This is a genomic window from Paenibacillus alkalitolerans (assembly GCF_016482785.1).
GTDB lineage: Bacteria > Bacillota > Bacilli > Paenibacillales > YIM-B00363 > Paenibacillus_AE > Paenibacillus_AE alkalitolerans.
Map to the genome: position 1 here is coordinate 13,130 of NZ_JAEMXM010000005.1, position 23,809 is coordinate 36,938.

The following is a 23,809-nucleotide window of genomic DNA, read 5'->3' on the forward strand; positions in this document are numbered from 1 at the left end:
CTTCCTCTCCTTGTATTGTACTGAAGGTCGCAGTAGCAAGGATAGAAAGAAAATATGAACAGAATATGAACGTGTAATGTTGAACAAAGTCTCCATCGGCTGATTTAGGGAGCAGGCAGTTACGATTCGAAGTAATGAGTAAATATTAATGTAGACCCGTGATATCCGGAAAAAGTACCATTATCGCAGCGCTGACATTTTTCATATCCCGGGGTGAGGAAGTGTTAACAAGAATTGATCTTTTGAAAGATTGGAACGTCACGGGTCGGCACAGCGAGCGCGGTTATGACTTGCAAGATTCAGTGAAACTGGAATATCCCGCACCGGCAAATGCGGTCGGCTGGTACCCGATCGGCTTTGAAAGAGGTAACGATTCCGCTTTGGAGGCGATGGACTGGCATGCACTGAAGCTTCGTATCCGGACGCGGGCGGAGCAGACCGAAATATCGGTCAAAGCCAATTTTGCGGACAACAGAAGTGTTGCTGCGAGACCCGATCTTCGGGCACGGCGAATTGCCGGAATATGAGTCCCAGTATGTGAAGAAGAACGCTTATGCGGATAACATCGGCATTGCGATGCTGAGAAGCCAAACCGAAAACAGGGAGCAGAAGGATCAAATCCAAGCGGTCGTCCGTTACGGGTCGCACGGGTACGCGCACGGTCATTTCGACCGGACGAATTTGTTGTCCGTCATGCGTTACGGCCGAAGCTTCTATAATCCGGAGCATGTTTGGTGGGGTTATCCGCATTTCATGTATAAATTTTATGTGCAAAATTCGATGACGAAAAACATGGTCGTCGTCGACGAGAAGCTGCAGGTGCCGAGCAATTCGAAGAGATTGTTGTTCTACAGCGGCAAGGCGCTGCAGGCGGCGGCGGTCGAAACAAATGAGCTTTCAGAGTTCACGGAGCCGATCGTGCAAAAGCGCGTCATGGGGGTAACCGACGACTATATCGTGTTGTTCGATTATTTGAAGGGTGAGCGGGAGCATCAGTATGACAGCTTGTTCCAGATCAAAGGCTTTAAAGGCATACGGGCGGATGAGTTGGAGTACATGCGGCACACCAGCCAATTCACCGAGGATCCGCTTTCCGACGGCCAATTTATTCCGGACTGCAGCTGGTACCAAGTTCAAGGCACGAGTGCGGCAAGCTTCGAAACAATTTTCGGCGAGGGAGAAGACCTGCGCGGCACGCGTACATTCCATAATACACCGGGATCGTTGAAGAAGGACGTGCACACCGCATGGCCTCCGAAATCGGTGCAAATCGTCGGCAGAGCCGCGGAGGATCACGGATATTACATCCCGCTGGAGTATAAGGTTGAGGCCGACGGCGAAGTAAAGGCTTCCGGCGGGTTCGGCTCATGGCTGCTTGCCGAAGGGACTTGCGACATCGATATTCGCGGTGCCCGGCAGCTCCGGCTGAAGGTGAGGAACGGCCCGATCTATACCGAACAAAAATATCCGAGGAAAACGAAGCAAGGACTGTTCTGGGGGGAGGCATGTGTCGTAACGGACGACGGGGCGAAAATCAATCTTAGCGAGCTTGCCCTGGTGTACGACAATGTCGATCAGGGACACGGCATCGGCAAAGATTACGAGGGCGGGCGCGTCACCATTATCGGGAACGAATATCCGCACGCCCTGCCGGCGAGCCCGGTCGACCATGATCGAGAAGGCGTCATCACGGTTAGTCTTGCAGGATTGAATGCCGTGCGCTTCGTCGGCTTGATCGGCGCGGACGCTTTCCCTGGCGAAGAGGCGCAGCGGCGCATGACGTATGCGGTGAGAACATACGGCAAAATCGCAAGATATATTACGGTCATTGAACCGTTCGAAGCTCAAAGCGTGATCGATTCCGTGAAAGCGGCCGATGAAAATACGGTGGAAGTGAAGCTGAAGGACGGCAGAACGCAGATCATTACCGTCGGTCATATCGAAAGCGGCGACGTTTCCGTGCAATTGACGGAATACCGTGACGGATGCATCGTTCGCAAAGAGACGGCATCGGGTGTTGGTCTCCCATAAAATGTCTGTACAAATGTATTAGGATAGGCTATTCTTTTCTATGTTTAAACTGAATATTGTAAAAGTGAAGTAGGTGTCCGATTCGTTCGAATCGTAACGAACGGACTTAATAGGGAAGTCGGTGAAAGTCCGACACGGTCCCGCCACTGTAAGAAGCATTTCAACCCCGTTTTCAACAGCAAATCGTCACTGGGCGTTACGCCCGGGAAGACGGAAAACGGGGGCTTCAAGTCAGGAGACCTGCCTATTTCATAGTAACACTGCGTCCTACGAGGAATAGGAAGGTGTCGGAATGTTTTTAACTGTTGATACAGCCCCAATTGTTTATCCGGTATGGGTGTCTGTACTTATCACCAAGTTAAACAAGCATTTCCAGCCCCTTCTGGCTGGGAATGCTTATTTTTTTGGAGGTGCGAAAGATGTTTGTTGAAATGATTTCTTTTACTTTGATTGTCTCGATGCTCGGGTTCAGACACGGAATGGATATGGATCACATTGCCGCGATTACCGATATGGTAGGCGCGGAAACGGAACGGAAAAAACAGCTGCTGTTCGGCGCGTTGTATGCGGCCGGCCATGGCGGGATTGTTGTCGTTATCGGTTTTGCGGCGATCAGCATAGGGAAACGGCTGTCGGACGGAATGATGCACGCGATGGAGATGGCGGTCGGGTTAACGTTGGTGCTGCTGGGCGGGTTCATTATTTTTTCGCTAATTAAACAGAGAAGCGAGTACCGTTTTAAAAGCAGGATTCAATTGATTGGCGAATTGTTTGAAAAATTGCGCGGAAAAACCCGCGAGCGATCCTCGGCAATGAAGCTTGGCGTGCTCGGTTCATTAGGTATAGGCGTGATCCACGGAGTTGGCGCCGAGACGCCGACGCAAGTGATGCTCCTATCCTCCACTGCGCAATTAAGAAGCGAGTGGCTTGCCCTTCTCCAATTGCTGTTGTTCGCATTTGGAACGTTGGCGGCAACTTTGCTTGTTACTTTTTTGGCCGTTTGGGGGTACACCAGAGCAAGAGCATATCGAAACTTTTACATACTTCTTGGAAGCGCTACGGGATTATACAGCATAATACTCGGCTGCACGATGTTAAGCGGAGCGTGACCGTGAGTCAACTTTTCGGAGGGGCTTGGATGAAGGAACTATATCAAAGGGTGCAGCGAATTGAACGGGCGGATCCCGACTCCATGCGGAACATGCGGGAAAGGCTAAATAATCTGACAAAACCTGTTGGCAGTTTGGGGCTGTTGGAAGACGCCGCAATCCGGATTGCAGGTATTACGGGGAGCGTCTCGCCTGCGATCGACCGAAAAGCGATTGTTGTCATGAGCGGCGATCACGGTGTGGCAGAAGAAGGCGTAAGCGCGTATCCCCAAGAAGTGACGGGACTTATGTTGAAACAGTTTGCAAACGGGAAGGCAGCTATAAATGTGCTGGCAAGGCAAGCAGGAGCGGATGTCTTGGTAGTGGATGCAGGGAGCGTGTTGCCGAATGTTCCGGAAGGGATTGTTGATAAGAAGGTAAGGGCGGGAACGTCAAATATGGCCAAAGGTCCCGCAATGACCTCAGAAGAAGCGGTAAGCGCCATAAAAGCAGGAATTGAGACAGCCGACGAGTTGGCGAACAAGGGATATCAGCTTATTGGATTGGGAGAAATGGGAATCGGTAATACAACGCCGAGTGTCGCCATAACTTCAGTATTAACCGGGCAGGCCCCCAAGGAATTGACAGGTGCAGGCACAGGGATAGACGACAAAGCGCTCGCAGCAAAAGCCGACATCATTTCGCGGGCAATTCAAATCAACCGCCCGAATCCGCTCGATCCGATCGACGTGCTGGCCAAAATCGGAGGACTGGAAATCGCGGGATTGACAGGCTTGATCATCGGCGCGGCATCCCATCGTATTCCGGTTGTGTTGGATGGCGTCATCACAGGAGCGGCGGCGCTGCTGGCAGCCCGGATCGAACCGAGATGCACCGATTTTATGATTGCTTCCCATTTATCCGCCGAACCCGCTCATAAAGTGATTTTACATACGCTCGGTTTGCAGCCGTTTCTTCATGCGGAGATGCGGCTTGGCGAAGGGACGGGCGCCGCTCTCGTCTTCCCGCTGTTGCAGTCGGCAATTCGCCTAGCGGAACAGATGGGTACGTTTGGCGATTTGGGGCTGCCCAGCCCCGCGCCGGCGGAAGAAGCAATCAGTTTGGCTCCCGTCAAGAGGAGCGGCGGCCGCTCTGCGGATACAGCTCCAAAAATGATGACAGGTACAGAGCAAAAACATGGATTTACGGAGAGCGAAAGAGCGGCGGTTTACAAAGCGATCGAGACCCGGCGGGATATTCGGCGGTTTCGTCAAGATCCGGTCCCGGACGAAGTATTATACCGCCTGCTCCGGGCTGCGCACAGCGCGCCCTCCGTCGGGTTTATGCAGCCGTGGAATTTCATCGTCATAACATCGGAAGAAACGAAGCGGAAGCTTAAGCAAGCGGCGGATAAAGAACGGCGCGCCTTAATGATCCATTACGAGGACGAGAAGGCGGAGCGGTTTTCCAAGCTCAAGATTGAAGGGCTGGAAGAAGCGCCGATTACCGTTTGCGTGACGCTGGACCCGACCAGAGGCGGACCGCATGTGCTCGGCCGCAATTCCATACCCGAAACGGATTTGGCTTCGGTCTCCTGCGCCATTCAAAACTTGTGGCTTGCCGCAAGAGCGGAAGGAGTCGCCGTCGGTTGGGTCAGCTTTTACAAAAAACAAGATGTCCGGCAAATTCTCAACATCCCCCCGCATATCGATCCTGTAGCTTTACTGTCGCTTGGATATACGGATGAGTTTCCGGATGCGCCAATTTTGGAGCAGGCCGGTTGGCGCAAACGGATTTCGCTGGATGAATTGATTTTCAAAGAAGTATGGGGAACATTGCCGGATGAGCGGCTGGATGGAGGTGCTGACGGTTGAGCAGTAACGGAAAGTTATTGGTGATCGGCTTTGGTCCGGGGGCTTTCGAGCATATCACCGAACGGGCCCGGGAGGCGATTGACGAAAGCGACGTTATTATCGGCTACAACACGTACGTTGATTTAATCAGAGGGTTGCTTACGGATCAGGAAATTATCCGCACCGGGATGACCGAGGAGGTAAGCCGGGCCCAAGAGGCCGTCCGCCAAGCGGAGCTTGGAAAGAAAGTGGCGGTCATCTCGAGCGGCGACGCCGGGGTGTACGGTATGGCCGGTCTTGTTTACGAAGTGCTGATTGAGAAAGGGTGGGCGCAGCAATCCGGCATCGAGGTTGAAGTGATCCCAGGCATTTCCGCGATCAACTCCTGCGCTTCGCTGCTGGGAGCGCCCGTTATGCATGACGCATGCACCATTTCGCTAAGCGATCATCTGACTCCTTGGGACGTCATTGCGAAACGGGTGGAAGCGGCCGCTTCGGCCGATTTTGTCATTGCTTTGTACAACCCGAGAAGCGGCCGGCGTACGCGGCAAATCGTGGAAACCCAACGCATTGTGTTGAAGCACCGCTCCGCCGATACACCGGTAGGCCTGGTAAAGAGCGCTTATCGCGACCGCGAACAAATCGTTATAACGACGTTGGGCGGCATGTTGGAGCATGACATCGGCATGCTGACGACGGTCATCATCGGCAACTCGACCACCTTTATGTACGACGGATTGATGATCACGCCGCGCGGATACCGGCGAAAATACACGTTAAACTCGCTGGATCAGCCGTTGAAGCCCCACGAGCGGCTGCGCACGGAGGCGGAGCCGTGGTCGTTAAACGCCAAAGAAGAAACCAGGGAAGATTCCCGCGCAAAACCTTTGGCGCTTGCGGCGGAGGCGCTGCAGTTGGTTCAAAGGAAAGCAGGAGCAGTGCCGGCTGCCGTCCCCCCGGCTGCTCAAAACCGTGTATCCATTCTTGAAATAGGAGTATCTCCCGGCATCGCCAACAAAAAGATGACGGCAAAACAAATGTCTCTTATTGCCGAGCTGGCGGGAGACGAAGGCGAGCTGGAATATACGCCGCATCATCAAGTGATTCTGCGCATGAGAACCGACGATGCTGGAGCGGTCGCGGCGCGTCTCAGGGATGAAGGCTTGCTCGTCTTCCCCATTGGCGATGTGGTGCAAGTGAAAGCTTGCGACTTTTGCAACTTGGAGAAAGACGATGCGATTCCCGTGGCTGAACGGCTTGCCGGCAAACTTGGCGGCTTGACAACCCCCAAGGAGTTGAAGATCGGCGTCAACGGATGCGGCATGGCATGTTACGGTGCGGTGATGGAGGATATAGGCCTTGTGTTTCGCAAGGGCGGTTATGATCTGTTTTTGGGCGGCAAACAAATCGGACGAAACGCGCACGCGGGGCAAAACGTTGCGGAAGGCATACCGGCCGATCAAATTGTGGAGAAGGTGGAGCAAATTTATAAGGAGTTTAAGGAAAAGGCGCACCCCGGCGAACGGTTTCATAAATTTTTCAAGCGCGTCGGCACGGTGGCCGGATTTGTCCATGAAGATAACGCGGCGCCGGTAGAAGTGAATGCGGTGTGCGGAGACTAAAGGAGGGGTTGTCGATGGAAGCGATTTTGTTGGTAGGCCACGGGAGCCGGGACGCGGAAGGAAACGAGGAACTGCTGCAGTTCGCGCGAAACGTAAGCAGGCGGGTTCCGGATGTTCATGTTGAAACTTGCTTTCTGGAGTTTGCCAAACCGACCGTTCAACAAGGGATCGATCGCTGCGTGGAAGCGGGGGCGGCACGGATTGTACTGGTCCCCATTATTTTGTTTGCGGCGGGCCATGCAAAGATTCATATCCCGATGGAGATCGATCGGGCAAAACAAAAACATCCCGATATCGCTTTCGCTTACGGACGGTCCATCGGCATTCACGAGAAGGTGCTGGAAATATTGCAAGCCCGCTTGGAGGAAGCCGGATACAGTAATTCCGGCGAACCGTCCGAAAGGGATCGGGACACGGCCGTACTGCTGCTTGGCAGGGGGAGCAGCGACGGGGATGCGAACGGCGATTTTTTCAAAATGACCCGGCTATTGTGGGAGAGGCTTCCTGTGAAATGGGTGGAGAGCAGTTTTATCGGGGTGACCGAGCCGTCGTTCCCGGAAGGGCTGGAACGGTGCCGTCAGCTTGGCGCCAAGAACATATATGTGCTTCCTTATTTTCTCTTCACGGGCATCTTGATCAAGCGCATAGAGCAAATGACCGCCGAGTTCTCCCGCATGCACCCGGAGCTGCGGGTCGAGCTTGCCCGTTATTTCGGCTTTCATCCGCAGCTTGTGGAGCTGCTGCTCGATCGCGTAACGGAAGCGGTCGAAGGCCGGGCGGCGATGAATTGCGATATGTGCAAATACCGGAAGGAAGCGTCTCACGGCCATGATCACCACCACCATCACGACCACGATCACCATCATCACGATCATGACCACCACGACCATGATCATCACGACCACGATCATGACCATGGCCATGATCATCCTCATCCTGCGAAAGAGCGGGAGGCGGTCACGTGATATTCGTCTTATGCGGCACAAGCGATGCCCGGGAATTAGCCGTAAGGATCCGGAATGAGGGACACGAGCTGCTTGCTTCCGTCGTTACGGAAAGCGCGGCGCACAGTTTGACGGAAGCCGGCGTTCCGGTGCGAACCGGACGATTGACCGCAAGCGAGATGGCGGGGCTCGTTCAAGAGCTGAACTGCGATGCGATTGTCGACGCGAGCCATCCGTTCGCGGAGGAAGCGCACCGCAACGCCATGAAAGCCGCCCAAGAGGCCGAACTGCCATATATCCGATTCGAGCGCGCATCGCTCGCGTACGACGATCATCCGCAGCTTACCGTGGTCGGCACATATGAAGAAGCGGCGCTGGAAGCGAAGAAGCGCAAAGGCTCCGTTATGCTGACGACAGGGAGCAAGACGCTCGCTACTTTTGCGAAACATCTTGCAGGGGACCCGGATATCCGGCTCGTTGCCCGAATGCTCCCCCGGAAAGACAATATGGAGCTGTGCGAGCAGCTCGGTATCGAGCAGAAAAATATTATCGCCATGCAGGGCCCGTTCACCCGCGAGTTGAACGAGGCGTTGTACGCTCAATTCGGCACGACGGTCATGGTGACCAAAGAAAGCGGCAAAGCGGGAGCGGTGGACGAGAAGATCGAATCGGCGCTGAAGCTGGGCATTGACGTTATATTGATTTCCCGTCCCGAGTTGGAATTCGGAGACGTGTATTCCGATTACGAAGGCGTTCTGACAACATTGCGGGAACGGCTTCGGGTAAATGAGAGGTGAATGCAATGGATTTCAAAACGGAGTTTAAACCGTTGACGGTACAGCCGCAAGAGATCGAAGGAAAGAGCTTTGAAATAATTACCGAGGAGTTGGGGGAGCATCCGTTCACGGCTGAGCAATATCCGGTCGTGCAGCGGGTCATTCACGCTTCCGCCGATTTCGAGCTCGGACGCAGCATAGTGTTCCACCCGGACGCGATTCAAGCCGGTATTCGCGCCATTCGTGCGGGAAAAACGGTGGTAGCCGACGTGCAGATGATCCAAGCCGGGGTAAGCAAAGACCGGATCGCGAAATTCGGCGGCGAAGTGAAAGTGTACATATCCGACCCCGACGTCATTGAGGAAGCGAAGCGGCTGAATACGACTCGGGCGATCATCTCGATGCGTAAGGCGATCCGCGAAGCGGACGGCGGAATCTACGCGATCGGCAACGCGCCGACGGCTCTTCTGGAGTTAATCAGACTCATTAAGGTAGGCGAAGCGAAGCCGGGCCTCGTGATCGGGATGCCCGTAGGATTCGTTTCGGCGGCGGAATCCAAAGACGAGCTGCGCAAGCTGGATATACCTTTCATTACAAACATCGGGCGCAAAGGCGGCAGCACCATCGTTGTCGCGGCGCTGAACGCGATATCGATTATGGCGGCGAATCAGGGATGATGAACGGGAGTTGACGGCGCATGAATGAAGGTGTCGACAAGGAATCCAAACCGATGCGTCACGGATTTACGACCGGCGCGTGCGCGACGGCGGTTGCGAAGGCCGCGGCTGTCATGCTCATCACGCAGCAGCCGCAGCACCGTTCGGAAATATGGCTGCCCGCCGGGTTTTATCATACGTTCGACGTCATTGAGTGCGAATACACCCGGGATATGGCGCAATGCGCAACGATCAAGGACGCGGGCGACGACCCCGACGCGACCGACAAAGCGAAAATCGTGGCAACGGTCACATGGAAGGATGGTCCCGGAATCGAGCTGGACGGCGGCGCCGGAGTCGGCAGGGTGACAAAACCGGGATTGCCGGTCCATGTAGGAGAGGCTGCGATCAATCCCGTCCCCCGGCGCATGATCGCGAAGACTGTGCAGGAAGTGTTGGACGAACATGACGTACATAAAGGCGTTCGGGTCGTCATATCCGTTCCCGACGGCGAAGAGATGGCGAAGAAAACGTTGAACGCCAGACTCGGAATCGTCGGAGGCATTTCCATCCTTGGCACTCGCGGAACTGTCGTTCCGTTCTCCACTTCCGCCTACAAGGCAAGCGTCATTCAGGCTCTTCAGGTAGCAAAGGCGTCCGGATGCAAGCACGTAGCGCTTACCACGGGGGGCAGCAGCGAGAAATACGCCATGCAAATATACTCCGATCTCCCGGAAGAAGCTTTCGTCCAGATGGGGGATTTTGTCGGTTTTTCGCTCCAGCACGCCAAGAGATTGGGGGCGGAGAAGGTCAGCTTGATCGGAATGATGGGAAAATTTTCGAAAGTCGCTCAAGGCGTGATGATGGTTCATTCCAAGAGCGCGCCGGTAGATTTGAACTTTCTCGCCGACGTTGCCGTGGAGGCCGGCGGCGATGAATCGCTGCGTGCGGCGATTGCCGATGCCAACACGGCGTCGCAAGCGGGCGATCTTGCTCTTGAGGCGGGCGTGAACGCATTTTTTGAATTATTGTGCCGATACGCCTCCATGCATGCCGTCAGACATATCGGCGGCGGAATGACGGTGGAAACGATATTGGTTACCATGAAAGGCGATGTATTGGGGAGGGCGGAAGCGGTTGGTTAACCGGATTGCAATTATCGGGATCGGAGACGACGGGGCGAGCGGGTTGTCCGGCGCGTGTTTGCAGCTTGTGCGGAAAGCGGATGTGATGGCCGGGGGAGAACGCCATCTTCGGTTTTTTCCGGAGTTTGGAGGAGGGCGAATCGTGCTGCAAAGCGGGCTGTCCGACACCGTGGCGCGATTGGGAGATTTGCGGCAAAACAACAGAGTCGTTGTGCTTGCGTCGGGAGATCCGTTGTTTTTCGGCATTGCATCTTTGTTCGTAAAGAAGCTGGGCAGGGGAGCGGTCGATATTTATCCGCATTTAAGCTCGGTGCAGCTCGCGTTCGCGAGAATGGGCGACAGCTGGCAAGATGCCGCTCTGGAAAGCTTGCACGGCCGCTCAATAGAAGGTTTGGCGCAGCGCATAGACGGCAAGAGGAAGGTGGCGCTTTTAACGGATCATGAGAACACTCCCGCTTCCATCGCCCGGTATTTGCTCGAGTTCGGCATGACGGAATACGAGGCTTTCGTGGCGGAAAATCTCGGCTCGGAGGACGAGCGGACCGGGTTTTATTCGTTGGAACACATGTCTGGAGCGGCCTTTTCCGATTTAAACGTTGTACTGCTGCGGTACCGGAACGATGCCGAATATTCGCCGTTGGCCGGCTTCGGATTCGACGATGAGGAGTTTCATCAGCGAAAGCCGGAGAAGGGTTTAATTACAAAGAAGGAAGTTCGCGTATTGAGCATCTCGGAGCTGAAGCTTAGACCGGATAGCGTCGTCTGGGACATTGGCGCCGGATCCGGGTCGGTTGCGGTCGAATGCGCGCGGCTGTCCCCGTACGGAAAAGTTATTGCCATTGAAAAGAACGAAGGGGATATTGCAAACATTGAACAAAACCGCGTCAAATTTCGCGCCGATATAACGGTCATTCACGCCAAAGCGCCGGACGGGCTGGAATCGCTGCCGGATCCGGACGCGGTGTTTATCGGCGGAAGCGGCGGGGAGCTGCGGGAGCTGATTCATATTTGCGCGCTGCGTTTGAAGGAGAATGGCCGATTCGTCATCAATGCGGCAACGGTAGAGACGCTCGCCCAGAGCCGGCAGGCGCTGGCGGAAGAAGGCTTTTCCGTGCGCATCAGCCTTGTGCAGACGGCGCGCAGCAAGCCTATTTTGGACATGACCCGCTTTGAAGGGCTGAATCCCGTCTACGTCATTACCGGTTTTCGCGCAGGAAGAGAGGAGCAGTAACGCATGTTTGGCACATTGTATGGAGTAGGCGTCGGTCCGGGCGATCCGGAGCTGATCACGGTGAAGGCATTCCGCTTGATGCAAGAGTGCCCCGTCATTGCATATCCCAAGAAACGCATGGGCGGTAAATCGTACGCTCTGGAAATCGCCGAGCTGTATTTGAATACGGAAGAGAAAGAGATGCTCGGGCTCGTGTTCCCGATGACGAAGGAACAAGCGACTTTGGAAAAAGAGTGGAACAAAACGGTTGAGGCGTGCTGGAGTTATTTACGAGAAGGGAAGGACGTTGCGTTTCTGACGGAAGGCGATCCGAATCTGTACAGCACTTTTATACATATGGCCCGTCTGATGCAGCAGCTGCATGCCGAAGTTCCCATCCGTACCGTTCCCGGCATTTCTTCCATTCTTGGCGCCGCGTCGCAATTGCAGCTGCCGCTTGCCGACGGCGACGAGCAAGTGGCCATTATCCCCGCAACCGACGACAGGGAGGCTATGAAGAAAGCGATTATAGAGCACGATACGGTTCTTTTCCTGAAAGTGGCGAAAGTGATCGATTTGATGATCGAAGTGCTGGAAGAGCTCGGTTTGACGGATAAAGCCTCGGTGGTCACGAAAGCGACGTCTCCTTATGAGTTGATATGGAGAGATGTCCGCAGCTTGAGAGGGCAGGAGCTGGAATATTTGACGCTGATGGCGGTGAAGAAATAATGGCATTGGAACCGAAAGTATATATTGTCGGCGCCGGTCCCGGCGATCCCGATTTGATTACGGTGAAAGGGCTGCGATTGATCGGGCAAGCGGATGTTATTTTATATACGGATTCTTTGGTCAACGAAGAGCTGATCGCGCGCGCCGGGGATCACGCGGAGGTGCATCACAGCTCCGGAATGGATTTGGAGGAAATGGTGGAGATCATGAGGGAAGCGGTTGCCGCCGGCAAAAGCGTGGCCCGCGTGCATACGGGGGATCCTTCGGTGTATGGCGCAATCTTGGAACAGATGGCGCTGCTCAAGCGGCACCGGATACCGGTTGAAATCATTCCGGGGGTAAGCTCCGTGTTTGCTGCCGCCGCCGTGCTGCAAGCCGAGCTTACCGTGCCCGATTTGACGCAAACCGTCATATTGACAAGGGCGGAGGGGCGCACGCCGGTGCCGGAGCGGGAACAGCTTCGCGACCTCGCCTCCCACCACTGTACCGTCGCCTTATTTTTAAGTGCAACTCTAGCGAAAAAGGTTGTGAAAGAATTCCTCGAAGCCGGATGGTCGGAGCATACGCCGGTAGCCGTCGTTCAGCGGGCTACATGGCCGGATCAAAAGGTGGTCCGGACGACGCTGAAAGATTTGGATAAGGACCTTCGCGAAGCGGGGATTCGTATGCATGCGATGATTTTAGCCGGATGGGCGCTCGATCCGACGCTGGTCGACCGGGACGAACACCGTTCCAAGCTGTACGACAAAACGTTCACCCACGGCTATCGGAAAGGGGTGTCGGCAAGTGAGTGATGCAGGAAAGCCTTTCGCGGCCGTTGCGATTACGAAGCACGGGGTCGAGATGAGCCGCAATTTAATAGAACGGTTTGATGGCATAGACTTGTATTACATGAGCAAATTCGCGCGCGGAGATGAAGCGGAGCGGGGAATCGCCTTGTTTGAAGGTTCCGTGAAATTGATCATCCCGGATTTGTTCAAGCAATACAACGGAATCATCTTCTTCATTTCTCTTGGCGCGGTCGTACGCATGATCGCCCCGGTGCTTGAAGACAAGAAGAAGGACCCTGCGGTTGTCGTCATCGACGACCGCGGCGAGCATGTCATCAGCGTGCTTTCGGGGCATCTCGGCGGAGCGAACGAATTGACGAGGCAGGTTGCCGAGGCGATCGAAGCAAAGCCGGTCATTACAACGGCCTCCGACGTGCAGCAGACGATTCCCGTCGACTTGTTCGGCCGGCAGTTCGGCTGGCAGATCGAGAGCTTCGAGAAAGCGACGCCGGTAAGCGCCTCCGTTGTCAATGAGGAGCGCATAGCCGTTGTCCAGGAAGCGGGAGAAACCGATTGGTGGACGTACGATAAGCCGATCCCGCCGCATATTACCGTGTACCGTACGGCCGATGAGGCGATGAAAGCGGAATTTGATGCGGCTTTAGTGATAACGGATCGTTTGTTGACCGGGGAAGAAGAAGAGGCGCTGTTGAATAACGGCGTGCTGTACAGGCCGAAAACATTGGTTGTGGGTATAGGCTGCAACCGCGGGACGCCCGCTGCCGAAATTGAGCAAGTCATATTGGAAACGATGCGGGAACTGAAGTTATCTCCGAAGAGCATCCGCAATCTCGCAAGCATAGATTTAAAGAAAGACGAGCCGGGACTGCTTGAGTTATGCGCAAAATACAAATGGAAATTGGAAACGTACACACCGCAGCAGTTAAATCAAATACCGCTTAGAAATCCGTCGGAAACGGTTTATAAATATACGGGAGCATACGGAGTGAGCGAACCGGCCGCCTTGCTGTCTGCCGGCGCGGAAGATTGGCTGATGGAGAAAAGGAAAAGCGGTAATGTAACGGTATCTGTCGCCAGAGTTCCCCGACAGCGGCCGGCTGAGGTGACCCGATGAGCGAGCGAAGGAACCGGGTCGTCATCGCAGGGACCTCAAGTGGAGCCGGGAAGACTACGGTAACCGTCGGCATCATGGCGGCGTTGAAGCGAAGAGGACTTGCCGTGCAAGGTTTTAAATGCGGCCCGGATTATATCGACCCTTCGTATCATACCGCAGTTACGGGCAGACGTTCGAGAAATGTCGATACGTGGATGGTTTCGCATGATGCGATGCGGGAAACGTTCCTTAGAGGCTCGGATGGGGCGGATGTCAGCGTTATTGAAGGCGTAATGGGCTTATACGACGGCAAAGATCCGTTATCGGATGCGGGCTCAACGGCGGAGATTGCGATTCTATTGGAATGTCCCGTGATTTTAGTGGTGAATGTGCAGAGTATGGCCAGAAGCGCCGCGGCGGTGGTGTTAGGTTATCAATCGTTAAACCGTCGTGTTCGCATTGCCGGCGTGATACCTAACAAGTGCGGCAGCGGTTCGCACTATCGGCTTGTAAAATCCGCGATCGAGCAACAATGCGGCATCCCGGTCCTAGGCTGGCTCGGACGGGATGATGAACTGCATATGCCCGAGCGGCATCTCGGATTAGTCCCGGCTGTGGAGCGGGGGGAACTGAATCCGCTGTTTGAACGTCTGGCGGACAGGATGGAATATGGAGCGGATCTGGATGCTCTGCTCCGAATTGCGAACGAAGCTCCTCAGCTGACATGGCCGCAGCGCCGGTTGTTTCAAGAAATAAATCCGATATGCGCCGACTCTCCCGTTATTGCTGTCGCAAGGGATGCGGCTTTTAACTTTTACTATGTCGAAAATCTGGAGATGCTTGAACGATTTGGGGCCGAATTGGTATACTTCAGCCCGCTGGCCGGAGAGAAAGTGCCTTCAAACGCGGACGGCGTATATATCGGGGGCGGATTTCCCGAGGAATTTGCCGCCGAGCTTGCCGCCAATGAAGCGGTCAAAGAAGACTTGAGGCGCCGTGCTCTGGCCGGGTTGCCGGTTTTTGCCGAATGCGGCGGGTATATGTATCTTGCTCGCGCCATTACCGACCGTGCGGGGAATCAATTTGAAATGGCAGGCATTATACCGGCAAACGTAACGGTCCGTCACAAGCTGTCCGCTCTCGGCTACCGCGAGGCGAAGGCGCTGCGGGATTGCCTACTGCTGCGGGAAGGGGAAACGGTTCGGGGGCACGAGTTTCATTATTCCGTCATGGAACCGTTGGATGGCGGATCGTTCCCGTATATTTACGAAACGGCCGGTCTGCGCGGAACGAAGCCGGACGGATACTCCTCATCCAACATTATGGCAGGGTACATACATATCCATTTCTCATCCAACCCGAACGCAGCCAAGCGTTTTCTAGCCAAATGCATGGAATACCGCAAAGGGCTGGAGTATCAGTCATGATTACAACTGTTCAAGAAACTAAGCGCCCGGTTTTAGGGCAAGTGCTTATTTGCTCGGGTTGTTGTTGCGGGCGAACCGATAAAGGGAAACCGGAAATTCCGTTAGAGTGGCTCAAAACGAGTTGGAAGCAAGCGGGTCTGCTGCGAAGCGTTCAGCTGACCATATCCGGTTGTCTTGGGCCTTGCGATTTGACAAACGTTGCCTGCATCCTAACCCCGCAAGGCCAAATATGGTTGGGCGGGTTAAAGGATGAGGTTCATTATCAGGCATTGTTCGATTGGGCAATAGCTTCAACGGAAGCCGGTTATCTGTTTGATGTTCCTGAAACATTAAAAATTCATATATTTGAACGGTTCCGCTTCCCCTAGAGGACGCACTTCAAAAGAAGCTTTTCTCATCGCGGTCTTTTCCGGTATTGATGCGGCGTTACGCCCATCCGGGTTTTGAAAAACTTGCAAAAATAGGAGCAGTTCGTAATGCCGATTTCTTCAGCGATGAGGGAGATTTCATGAGCAATGTATCGCACGTCAACGCGGAAGTGGAGGATTTATCCGTTGCAATCTTGCGTTATCCGGGCGGGGCATTGGCGCAAATTACGAGCTCCGTCGTTCATCATGGAGAAGAGCAGCAGCTTGTTTTTCAAGGGGCGAACGCCCGTGTATCCGCTTCTTGGCACATTTCGGCATCGAATGCAAAGCCGAACGGGTTTCCTGTTCCGAACGTGCAGCTTGCTGATGAATTACAAGCGATGTACGACAGCCTCCCTGAAGTGACATACGAAGGCCATACCGGACAAGTGGATAACGTGCTTACCGCAATTGAAACCGGCGCCCCTATTCTGATTGATGGAGAAAGCGGACGCCGTACGTTGGAGTTGATTGTAGCCATTTATAAATCAGCCAGCCGGGGTCAAAACGTAAATTTTCCGATCGGACCGGACGATCCGTTCTATACTCGCGAGGGGATGCAGGAGAACGCCATTCGTTTTTACGAGAAGAACACGTCAATCGAGAACTTCCATGACAACACGATTACAATAGGGAGCGACTATAAGGGTTGAGTAATCGAGATTAGGGTCTGTTAACATTCCATTCTGAATAAATATGAAGACAGGGGGCTGTTGTAGGAGGAGAAGCAAATGTTGAAAGGAATATCGAAGCTGATTTCACCCGAACTGCTGAAGATATTGATGGAAATGGGACATGGAGATGAAATCGTTCTGGCGGATGCGAACTTCCCCGCGGAAAGTATCGGCTCCCGGGTCGTTCGTGCCGACGGCCTCCCGATACCTGAATTGTTGGACGCAATATTGAGGTTGTTTCCTCTGGACACCTATGTCGAAAAGCCGGCCGTTCTGATGGCGGTCGTCCCGGGCGACCCGGTCAGTACGCCGATCTGGAACGTATATCGGAATATAATCCGGCATCATACGGGATTGGAAGCTCCTTTCGAATTACTGGAGCGGTTCGCATTTTATGAACGGGCCAAAGATGCGTATGCTGTGGTAGCGACAGGCGAAGCAGCCCCATACGCCAATATTATTCTGAAGAAAGGCGTGATCGTGGGCTAGAATGAACAACGGTTCCACCCGCGATCGTGATCGAAGTATCCGCATGGATCCCGTCGTCACCTGATGTTATATTGAAATCTCCGCCCGTTACGGTAATATTGCCGTTGCTGTGGATCGAATCATCGGCCGAATCAATGCGGAAGGTCCCTTGCCTGATAATAACGTCCGATGCCGCCTTCACCGCTTTTGCGCTTTCCGACTCCGTCTCCGTCAACCGCATGGATCTCGATCGTTCCTCCCGTTATTTGAGATCGTCTTTGCTTGCAATTCCGTTGTTATAATTGCCGTGAACGATCAGAGCGCCTGTGCCGTTCACGGTAAGATCCGCTTTGCTGAACACCGCCGCATTCGGTTCGTCGGCGGAAGCATCCGGATATACATAGGTTTTTCCATCCGAGACGGTGTTTGCAGTTCCTTCTTGCAGCGTAATGATCGCCTTGCCCGCTTCTTTGATGTAAATCGGAGCGCTGTCGCTGCTTTGAAGCTCCATACCATTCAGTACTAATCGAACATTCTCCTTATCCTGCACGTCAACGACGATTTGACCGTCATTCAGTTTCCCGCTCAAAACATAGGTTCCTGGAGCCGTTATGGTCACGGACCCGTCCTTCGCTTCGGCCCCTGTACCGTCGATGCTTGCGTCCGCGCCATTCAATGCGATCATCGTGGCATTTTCGGCGTTCCAATCCGTTACATAGTCGTCTTCATCATTTTTACGTGCAGCTGCCGTCGGTGTCCTCATGATTTGGGAGCGGGCAGTGACGATTCGTAATTCGAAGCGCAAAGCACATGATCGAATCCGTAAAAGCGGCCGGCGGTCCCGTCATTTGCAGGGGGGCGGCCGCTTATTCTTGACGTTGACGGGCCTATCGGTCACGTGGCGCCGGCGGCCAGCGTGGCGAGGCGTTCGACGGAGCCGTCGGATTGATCCGGTATAAAGATGGTCAAGTACCGGCCGTTGCTTTCCTGGACCGGGAACAGCCAAGTCGAGAGATTGAGCAAGCCTGCCTCGGGATGCTTCATCACGCGAGGATACTGGCTCGTGCAGACCACCTCGTAGCTTTCCCACAAAGAGGCGAACTCCGGACTGGAAGCGCTCAACTCCCCGATAAACGACTGATACCACTGATCGGAAATGTTGCGGGAATACATAGCCCGGAATTCTCCCAGCAAAGAGCCCGCAAGCGTGTCCCAACTAATGAACATGGACCTGTAGGAAGGCAGCATAAACATGCGCCACAGCATGTTCCGCTCCTTTCCTTCCGCCCGTTCGAAAGGACCGAATACCGCGGAAGCGAGTGCGTTCCATGCCACCAAATTCATCTTTTCATCGGAAATATACGCCGGGCAATGACTCAACTGATCCATCATAAACTGCAGCGATACGGGCACGGTCGGCGTCTCTGCGCTAGTCTTCGCACTTTTGCGGCGCGGGGCAGCCAGAAAATATAAATGTTTGCGCTCGTCCTTATTCAGTTGAAGCACGCGGGCAAGACTATCGAGCACCGAATCGGACACGTTAATATCGCGGCCTTGCTCAAGCGAGGTGTACCAGGGCAGCGAAATGCCGGCAAGCGCGGCAATTTCTTCCCGCCTCAGCCCCTTCGTTCTTCGCCGGCTGTTACCGGCGTGGTTTAAGCCCGCATCCTGCGGCGTCAGTCTCTCCCGGCGGGACCGCAGAAACCTGCCGAGCTCCTGTCGGCGTGGATCGTCGCTCATGAAACGTCCCCTCCTGACCCATCGCTTTAAATGATTCCATGCTGATATTTTACTATATTTGGATGAGGCGGGACACCCGTAAGGAGCTTCATCCTGTTTCCGACTCCGCCCGGCCTGTATGAGCTTGATGGCGCAAGCGGCCAGTATGGAACAGACTGATACTGTAGATAGCAAGAAGGCACACAAGGATAACGCCAGACCCGCGGAACATGGTTGCGTACCCTATGGCTCCCGACCAAATTCCGAGCGCGATCGAGCCGAGCGCGATGCCGCTGTCCATGCCGATCAAGAACGTGCTGCTGGCCGCCCCACGTCGGTCCGGCCGCGCTCGCTGCATCGTCCAAGCCAACAGGTACGGCTGAACGGAGCCGAATGAAAGACCGTAAAGAACCGAGGCGATGATGTATAACATTGGCCCCGCGGCAGCAGAGAGGGCGAATAAAGCGATAATACCAAGCACGATGCCGGGAACAAGAACCGTCGGGTGCCCCTTCGTATCGAACAGGCTGGCGGCGACCGGACGAACAAGCATCGAGGCTGCGCTGGACAACAGGAAGAAGAGCCCGCTGTTGGCGACGCCCAGCGCCTGGCCGTACAAGCCCGCGAAGGAAATGATTCCCCCGTAGCAAAACGTATACAGCATGAGCAGCGCCGCCGGGAAAAGCGATGATCGTTCCAAAATCCCCGACAACAATGCAGGCTTTTTTCCGGTTGGTTGCGGCGAAGACGCATTCGCATTCGCGCTCTTGCCGCTTAGAAACAGCAGCAACGATAGCAAAGCGATCAGACTTGCAGTACCGAACAACACTGCGGATCCGAACCGGCCGTATATCCATCCTCCGGCGAACGGACCGGCCGCCATGCTTGCCATCGCAAACAGCATAAACGTGCCGATGCCCGCGCCTTGCCGTCCTGGCGGGATCAGATCCGACACGAGCGTTGCGTAAGATACGGTCAATATGCCCCAACCGATGCCGATCCAAATGCTGCAACCGATCATCCACCCCGCGAGCGGATAGAACGGATAGGCGGCAGCCGCCAATACGAATACGATCGAGCCGGCCGCGACGATAACTTTTCGGTTCCAATGATCCAGCGCATATCCCGTAAACAGCCGGATCAGCACAGCGGCGAAGGTGATGATCGAGATGACGGCTCCGATCTGAGATTGGTCGCCGCCGCTGTCTCTTAAATAGACGGGAATGGTCGGCAGCATCATCTGAAACGAAAAGAAAAGAAGCATATTGCACAAGCAAATCCGCACGTAATCCTTCCCTATGAATCGAGTGCTCATGTGTCCATCTCCTCCGCTAGCGCGAATTAGTCCAATGCATATTTACCGTATATGTTAAATCCTGCCGAAAGGCGAAGGAAGCTCTGTGTGAATACTATTACTATTAGTACTAGTATTCAAGGCATTCCCCTACTTCCATGACACCCGGCGAAATATTCCGCTTGGCAGCGAAACTGTAGTGATGGGCGGCAAGCCGTTTCGTTAGTATTTATGGTTATGTTTAAAAAATATATCTCCATGCCGGCCTGTCCGAAATGTATACTATTTATTGTCCGAACGTACGGCTGCATCGAAAGGAGAGAGACCGGACTTTATGAAGATGTTGAATATGAATCGGTGGATTCGGTTGGAGGCGGACTCGCCGGATGCGGAATACGGCACTCTGGAACCGTTGCGAGAAGCGGTGTACACGAATGAGATCGCCGAGGACTGGCGCGACTGGGATTGCATCGCATTGGAGCTGGAGATTCCGGAAGAAGCTGCGGGAGCTGTTGAGCTGACCTTTCACGTGTACCCGCTCATGATAGGCAGGCCGGAATACATAGAATGTACGACCGCCAAGGTTACCGTTGCGGGGGCCGGATGGCGGACGGTGGAGGTTTCGTTCGATCAGTTCGATGCCATGCGGATGACGCGAGCGTTTTGGCGCTTTATCCATCGGGTAGGTGTGACCGCTCGTTATATAGACGGCGACTGCCGGGCGGCGCTGCGCGTCGGGCGCATCCGCTTGAAGAAGCAAGGGCGCATTGGGCTGAGCGCCCCGCTGCTTTCGCAGTCGGCGGAAGCGGGGGAAACCGTCGGCTATAAGCTTTACGTGGAGAATGAAACGATAGAAACGCAGGCAGTCTTTTTAGGATGGGAACGCTACGGTTTTGAATCGATGGAAGCGCGGCTCCAGCCGGAGCATATCATGCTGGGACCGGGCGAGAAGAAGGAGGCGGTGTTGGAGGTTCGTGTACATGACGGCATCGCTCCCGGCGGCTATGAAGCTTTGACTGTATTCGCCGTGCCGAACGGGGACGCCAATTACAAGAAGAGGCTTACGTTCCAAACCGTCCGGAAGCTTGCCCGTCCGTATCTCATTCACACGGAAGCGGGTTGGGAGGAGGTTCGCCGCAAGGCGGACATGCATGAATGGGCGCGAAGCGAGCTAGCCCGTTATGTGAGGAAGGCCGAGGATTGGGCGGTGCCGGAGACTCGGGGCGCCGGGGCATCGTACGCCTTCGAATTGCACGAACGGTTCAATTTTTATGCCGCGGCCGTCGCATGGAAGCTTACAGGCAGGCGCGAATTCCTTGAGAAGGCAGCCGGTTTTCTGCGCAGGTTGGCCGATCCGCATACCGGATATCCGGGCACGAAGGCACCGGTGTTTCACATTCGTTCGGCAGATGAACCGTTCCCTTCTTTCGTCCCGGCGGATGTGAAGGTGTGCGGCGGCGGATTGATTCATGAGGGAGAGTTTTTTCTCAGCATCGCTTCCGGTTACGACTTGATCCATGACGCCGGCATATTGACGGAAGAAGATCATCGCCGGATCGAAGCGGCCTTCCGTCTGTTCATCAACAAAGCGGATTGGGCAATCACCGACGGGGATACGAACAACATTCCGTCCGGGGCGGCGATCGGCGCTTTGATGTGCAGCTTGGCCATTCAGGATATGCATTGGATCCGCCGTTTTATTGACGGTCCCGGCGGTTACCGGGATATGGTTGCGACAGGAATTCTCGACGACGGATGGTATTTCGAGGTTGCTTCCAACTATGTCGTATTGTTTGCCGATATGTTCACGCGAGCCGCGCAAGCTTGCATACCGTGGGGAATTCATTTGCAGGATTTGCGCGTGCCGCCTTCGTTTTTCAAGAACGCGATGCTGTCGCCGTGGTCGATGCCGCGGGACAAGCCGTTCCTCGGCATGTCGTTTCAGAAATTCGGACCGGTTGCAAGAAACTGCAGATCGGTGAAGGATGTATGCGACGCCATGCTGGCTTTCGTCGATTACCGCGGCATTTTGTTCGGGACGAACGACTCGACGGACAAAGATGTGGTCCGTCTGTATGATCTCGCTTACTATGTTTGGCGCGATCCGCGGTATGTGAGCGTTATTAAGAACGGCGGCCCGGAAAGAAGAGACTTGATCTACGGTGTAGGCGAACTGCCGGAGGCTGACGCCACGCTGCATGAGCGGTCGGCTTACGCGGACAACGCGGGCTTATGCGTGCTGCGTTCCCGCGCCGAAGGACGATCCGCCGCCGAGCGGATTCAAGCCGTAATCAAGTACGGCACTCACGGCGGGTATCACGGCCACTTCGACCGTACCGGACTTGTCTCTGTGGCGCGGTACGGACGGAATGCATACGGGCCGCTGGCCGCTTGGTACGGCTATGCGTCCTTTATGTTCAAGATGTGGGTGCAGGCTTCCTTGTCGCACAATATGGTCGTTGTCGACCAGCGGATGCAGGAACCGGCCGAATCGAAGCGGCTCTTATTCCATAGCGGTTGTATGATGCAGGCGGCCGTTGTCGAAACGGTCGCGCGTTGGAGCGACCCGCCCTACGGCGGACAGACGCCTTACCCTCAGCGGTTCCCCGAGGATCGCGCGTGGATCGAAGGCAGGGAAGTGCTGCCGCCGGGCGAGCCGCGAAACCAAGGGGACATCGGCGAATATTCGGAACCGGTGCTGCAGCGCCGGTTGACGATCGTGACGGACGACTACGTTGCGGTTGCGGATATGCTGCGGGCGGAGCAGGAGCACACCTTCGATTGTCTTTATCACTTTCAGGGCTATGCAGGTATCGTAGCGAAGGAGAAGCGGCTGCTCCGGCATACGGCCACAATGAACCGCGACCCTTATGGCGCGGGGCAGTTCGTCGCCGATTGCGACTGGTATGCGTGCGACGGTCCGACGGTTGTGAGATTTTCGCACGAGTACGACCCGGAGCGGGACGATGCCGACGGCCGCCATATAAAATATAACGAAAGCGGCCGCATGAACACGGATGTGCACGCTTTATGGCCTCCACGGCAGGAGGTCATGACCGGCCGGTACCCGGAAGCGGATGCGGTAAACAAGCGATTGACTTATACGGTGTCGGGAGACGGCAAGACGTTGGCGGAGGGCCGGTTCGGCGCCTGGATATTGGGCAAGCGCGAGGTAACTGTTCCGGTGGCGGGCGTCAGGGAGATAACGTTGAGCATTGCGGTGGAGGCCGCCAAGAAAAAGACGGTATTCTGGGGCGATCCGTATGTGTTGACTGCGTCAGGAAGCAAGATCCCGCTGCATGCGCTGCCGGTCCGTTACGATAACGTGGATCCGGGTAACGGGACAGGAGCGGATTATTACGGAGGTCCCGTGCACTTGGAGGGAAAGCGGTATGAAGAAGCGATGCCGCTCGAGCCGCTAGATCGAGACAAGCCGGCCGTCGCTTCATTCGATCTTTCCGGTGTTGATGCGGTTTCGTTTCACGCCGTAATCGGCGGGGATTACCCGGTCGGCGACGATCCGGCGCGGCGCACAACCGTAAGCTTCCGGTCGAAAGGACGCGAAGCCCGTTTCATCACTTTGCTTGAGCTGTACGAAGGCGCGCCGTCGATTGTATCGGCGGAGGCGGAATCGGACAACACGCTGCGCGTGCGGTTGTCCGGCGGCCGGCTGCAGCAAATTGATATTTCCCGATTTGCCGGAGACGGGTCGGACGTAACCGTGCGAATCAGGGAATACCGCGGCGGCGAGCTGACGAGAGAGGAAACGGCCTCGGCGGCTAAATGAAATTAATGATTGCAGGGGTAAAAGTTGCCGCTACAGGACGAGTTCATCTATTCGTTGAACTGCAGCGGCAGAAATCACCTCTGCATTCGACGATT

At 54.9% G+C, this 23,809-nt stretch carries 23 protein-coding genes, 1 pseudogene and 1 riboswitch; of the genes and pseudogenes, 19 read left to right on the forward strand and 5 right to left on the reverse strand.

The window, feature by feature from the left end; all coding sequences use genetic code 11:
• Window positions 1-221 precede the first annotated feature (221 nt).
• From JET16_RS10330 to JET16_RS10405, 16 genes and pseudogenes are all read left to right on the forward strand, one after another.
• Window positions 222-527 carry a hypothetical protein gene (locus JET16_RS10330; protein WP_199615774.1) on the forward strand — a complete coding sequence of 102 codons (306 nt, stop codon included), beginning with the start codon at window positions 222-224 and terminating at the stop codon, window positions 525-527.
• Entirely contained in the window at window positions 478-2,031 is a 1,554-nt protein-coding gene (locus JET16_RS10335) for a hypothetical protein (protein WP_199615775.1), read from the forward strand. Before JET16_RS10330 ends, JET16_RS10335 begins: the two co-directional genes overlap by 50 nt.
• Before the next feature lie 54 nt (window positions 2,032-2,085).
• A riboswitch (cobalamin riboswitch) is annotated at window positions 2,086-2,293 on the forward strand.
• Between the two features lie 157 nt (window positions 2,294-2,450).
• Window positions 2,451-3,140: a HoxN/HupN/NixA family nickel/cobalt transporter gene (locus JET16_RS10340; protein ID WP_199615776.1), complete on the forward strand. Its 690-nt coding sequence runs from the start codon at window positions 2,451-2,453 to the stop codon at window positions 3,138-3,140.
• A 29-nt stretch (window positions 3,141-3,169) separates the two neighbouring features.
• Window positions 3,170-4,189 (forward strand): annotated as a pseudogene (gene cobT, locus JET16_RS10345) (nicotinate-nucleotide--dimethylbenzimidazole phosphoribosyltransferase); the annotation flags it as partial.
• A gap of 105 nt (window positions 4,190-4,294) precedes the next feature.
• Complete coding sequence (gene bluB / locus JET16_RS10350) at window positions 4,295-4,993, forward strand: 5,6-dimethylbenzimidazole synthase (protein ID WP_199616027.1); 699 nt, start codon at window positions 4,295-4,297, stop codon at window positions 4,991-4,993.
• Window positions 4,990-6,594 (forward strand): precorrin-3B C(17)-methyltransferase, encoded by a 1,605-nt coding sequence (cobJ, locus tag JET16_RS10355; RefSeq protein ID WP_199615777.1) that lies wholly within the window; start codon window positions 4,990-4,992, stop codon window positions 6,592-6,594. The genes bluB and cobJ overlap by 4 nt, the downstream gene beginning before the upstream one ends.
• A gap of 14 nt (window positions 6,595-6,608) precedes the next feature.
• Entirely contained in the window at window positions 6,609-7,559 is a 951-nt protein-coding gene (locus JET16_RS10360) for a sirohydrochlorin chelatase (protein WP_199615778.1), read from the forward strand.
• Window positions 7,556-8,335, forward strand: a complete 780-nt coding sequence (gene cobK / locus JET16_RS10365) for a precorrin-6A reductase (protein WP_199615779.1) — start codon at window positions 7,556-7,558, stop codon at window positions 8,333-8,335. The genes JET16_RS10360 and cobK overlap by 4 nt, the downstream gene beginning before the upstream one ends.
• 5 nt (window positions 8,336-8,340) lie before the next feature.
• A complete protein-coding gene (locus JET16_RS10370) occupies window positions 8,341-8,991 on the forward strand; it encodes a precorrin-8X methylmutase (protein ID WP_199615780.1) in 651 nt (216 codons plus the stop codon).
• 20 nt (window positions 8,992-9,011) lie between these two features.
• Window positions 9,012-10,115, forward strand: coding sequence for a cobalt-precorrin-5B (C(1))-methyltransferase (locus tag JET16_RS10375; RefSeq protein ID WP_199615781.1), 1,104 nt, complete (start codon window positions 9,012-9,014; stop codon window positions 10,113-10,115).
• Window positions 10,108-11,346 (forward strand): precorrin-6y C5,15-methyltransferase (decarboxylating) subunit CbiE, encoded by a 1,239-nt coding sequence (gene cbiE / locus JET16_RS10380; protein WP_199615782.1) that lies wholly within the window; start codon window positions 10,108-10,110, stop codon window positions 11,344-11,346. Before JET16_RS10375 ends, cbiE begins: the two co-directional genes overlap by 8 nt.
• A gap of 3 nt (window positions 11,347-11,349) precedes the next feature.
• Window positions 11,350-12,054, forward strand: a complete 705-nt coding sequence (gene cobI, locus JET16_RS10385; protein ID WP_199615783.1) for a precorrin-2 C(20)-methyltransferase — start codon at window positions 11,350-11,352, stop codon at window positions 12,052-12,054.
• A complete protein-coding gene (cobM, locus tag JET16_RS10390; RefSeq protein WP_199615784.1) occupies window positions 12,054-12,848 on the forward strand; it encodes a precorrin-4 C(11)-methyltransferase in 795 nt (264 codons plus the stop codon). Before cobI ends, cobM begins: the two co-directional genes overlap by 1 nt.
• Before the next feature lie 49 nt (window positions 12,849-12,897).
• Window positions 12,898-13,959: a cobalt-precorrin 5A hydrolase gene (locus tag JET16_RS10395; RefSeq protein WP_199616028.1), complete on the forward strand. Its 1,062-nt coding sequence runs from the start codon at window positions 12,898-12,900 to the stop codon at window positions 13,957-13,959.
• Window positions 13,956-15,365 carry a cobyrinate a,c-diamide synthase gene (locus JET16_RS10400; RefSeq protein WP_199615785.1) on the forward strand — a complete coding sequence of 470 codons (1,410 nt, stop codon included), beginning with the start codon at window positions 13,956-13,958 and terminating at the stop codon, window positions 15,363-15,365. Before JET16_RS10395 ends, JET16_RS10400 begins: the two co-directional genes overlap by 4 nt.
• Complete coding sequence (locus JET16_RS10405; RefSeq protein WP_199615786.1) at window positions 15,362-15,733, forward strand: (2Fe-2S) ferredoxin domain-containing protein; 372 nt, start codon at window positions 15,362-15,364, stop codon at window positions 15,731-15,733. The genes JET16_RS10400 and JET16_RS10405 overlap by 4 nt, the downstream gene beginning before the upstream one ends.
• 26 nt (window positions 15,734-15,759) lie before the next feature.
• Here JET16_RS10405 and JET16_RS30060 read toward each other — a convergent pair whose 3' ends face one another.
• On the reverse strand, window positions 15,760-15,891 hold the full coding sequence (locus JET16_RS30060; protein ID WP_325176666.1) for an AraC family transcriptional regulator: 132 nt from the start codon (window positions 15,889-15,891) through the stop codon (window positions 15,760-15,762).
• On the opposite strand from JET16_RS30060, the gene JET16_RS10415 reads away from it, so the two are divergent.
• Both JET16_RS10415 and fucU read left to right on the forward strand, forming a co-directional pair.
• Entirely contained in the window at window positions 15,874-16,425 is a 552-nt protein-coding gene (locus JET16_RS10415) for a Gfo/Idh/MocA family oxidoreductase (protein WP_199615787.1), read from the forward strand. The two genes, JET16_RS30060 and JET16_RS10415, sit on opposite strands and share 18 nt — an antisense overlap.
• A gap of 78 nt (window positions 16,426-16,503) precedes the next feature.
• Complete coding sequence (fucU, locus tag JET16_RS10420; RefSeq protein WP_199615788.1) at window positions 16,504-16,935, forward strand: L-fucose mutarotase; 432 nt, start codon at window positions 16,504-16,506, stop codon at window positions 16,933-16,935.
• On the opposite strand, the gene JET16_RS10425 is transcribed toward fucU, so the two are convergent.
• The 4 genes from JET16_RS10425 to JET16_RS10440 form a co-directional block, all read right to left on the reverse strand.
• Entirely contained in the window at window positions 16,904-17,155 is a 252-nt protein-coding gene (locus JET16_RS10425; RefSeq protein ID WP_199615789.1) for a carbohydrate-binding domain-containing protein, read from the reverse strand. The genes fucU and JET16_RS10425 overlap by 32 nt on opposite strands.
• A 21-nt stretch (window positions 17,156-17,176) precedes the next feature.
• Entirely contained in the window at window positions 17,177-17,719 is a 543-nt protein-coding gene (locus JET16_RS10430) for a carbohydrate-binding domain-containing protein (protein WP_199615790.1), read from the reverse strand.
• A gap of 89 nt (window positions 17,720-17,808) precedes the next feature.
• Window positions 17,809-18,654, reverse strand: a complete 846-nt coding sequence (locus tag JET16_RS10435; RefSeq protein ID WP_199615791.1) for a helix-turn-helix transcriptional regulator — start codon at window positions 18,652-18,654, stop codon at window positions 17,809-17,811.
• Window positions 18,655-18,742: 88 nt separating this feature from the next.
• Window positions 18,743-19,948 carry an MFS transporter gene (locus tag JET16_RS10440; protein WP_199615792.1) on the reverse strand — a complete coding sequence of 402 codons (1,206 nt, stop codon included), beginning with the start codon at window positions 19,946-19,948 and terminating at the stop codon, window positions 18,743-18,745.
• Between the two features lie 313 nt (window positions 19,949-20,261).
• Between JET16_RS10440 and JET16_RS10445 the strand changes: the two genes are divergently transcribed.
• On the forward strand, window positions 20,262-23,714 hold the full coding sequence (locus JET16_RS10445; protein WP_199615793.1) for a COG1470 family protein: 3,453 nt from the start codon (window positions 20,262-20,264) through the stop codon (window positions 23,712-23,714).
• Window positions 23,715-23,809: the final 95 nt, after the last annotated feature.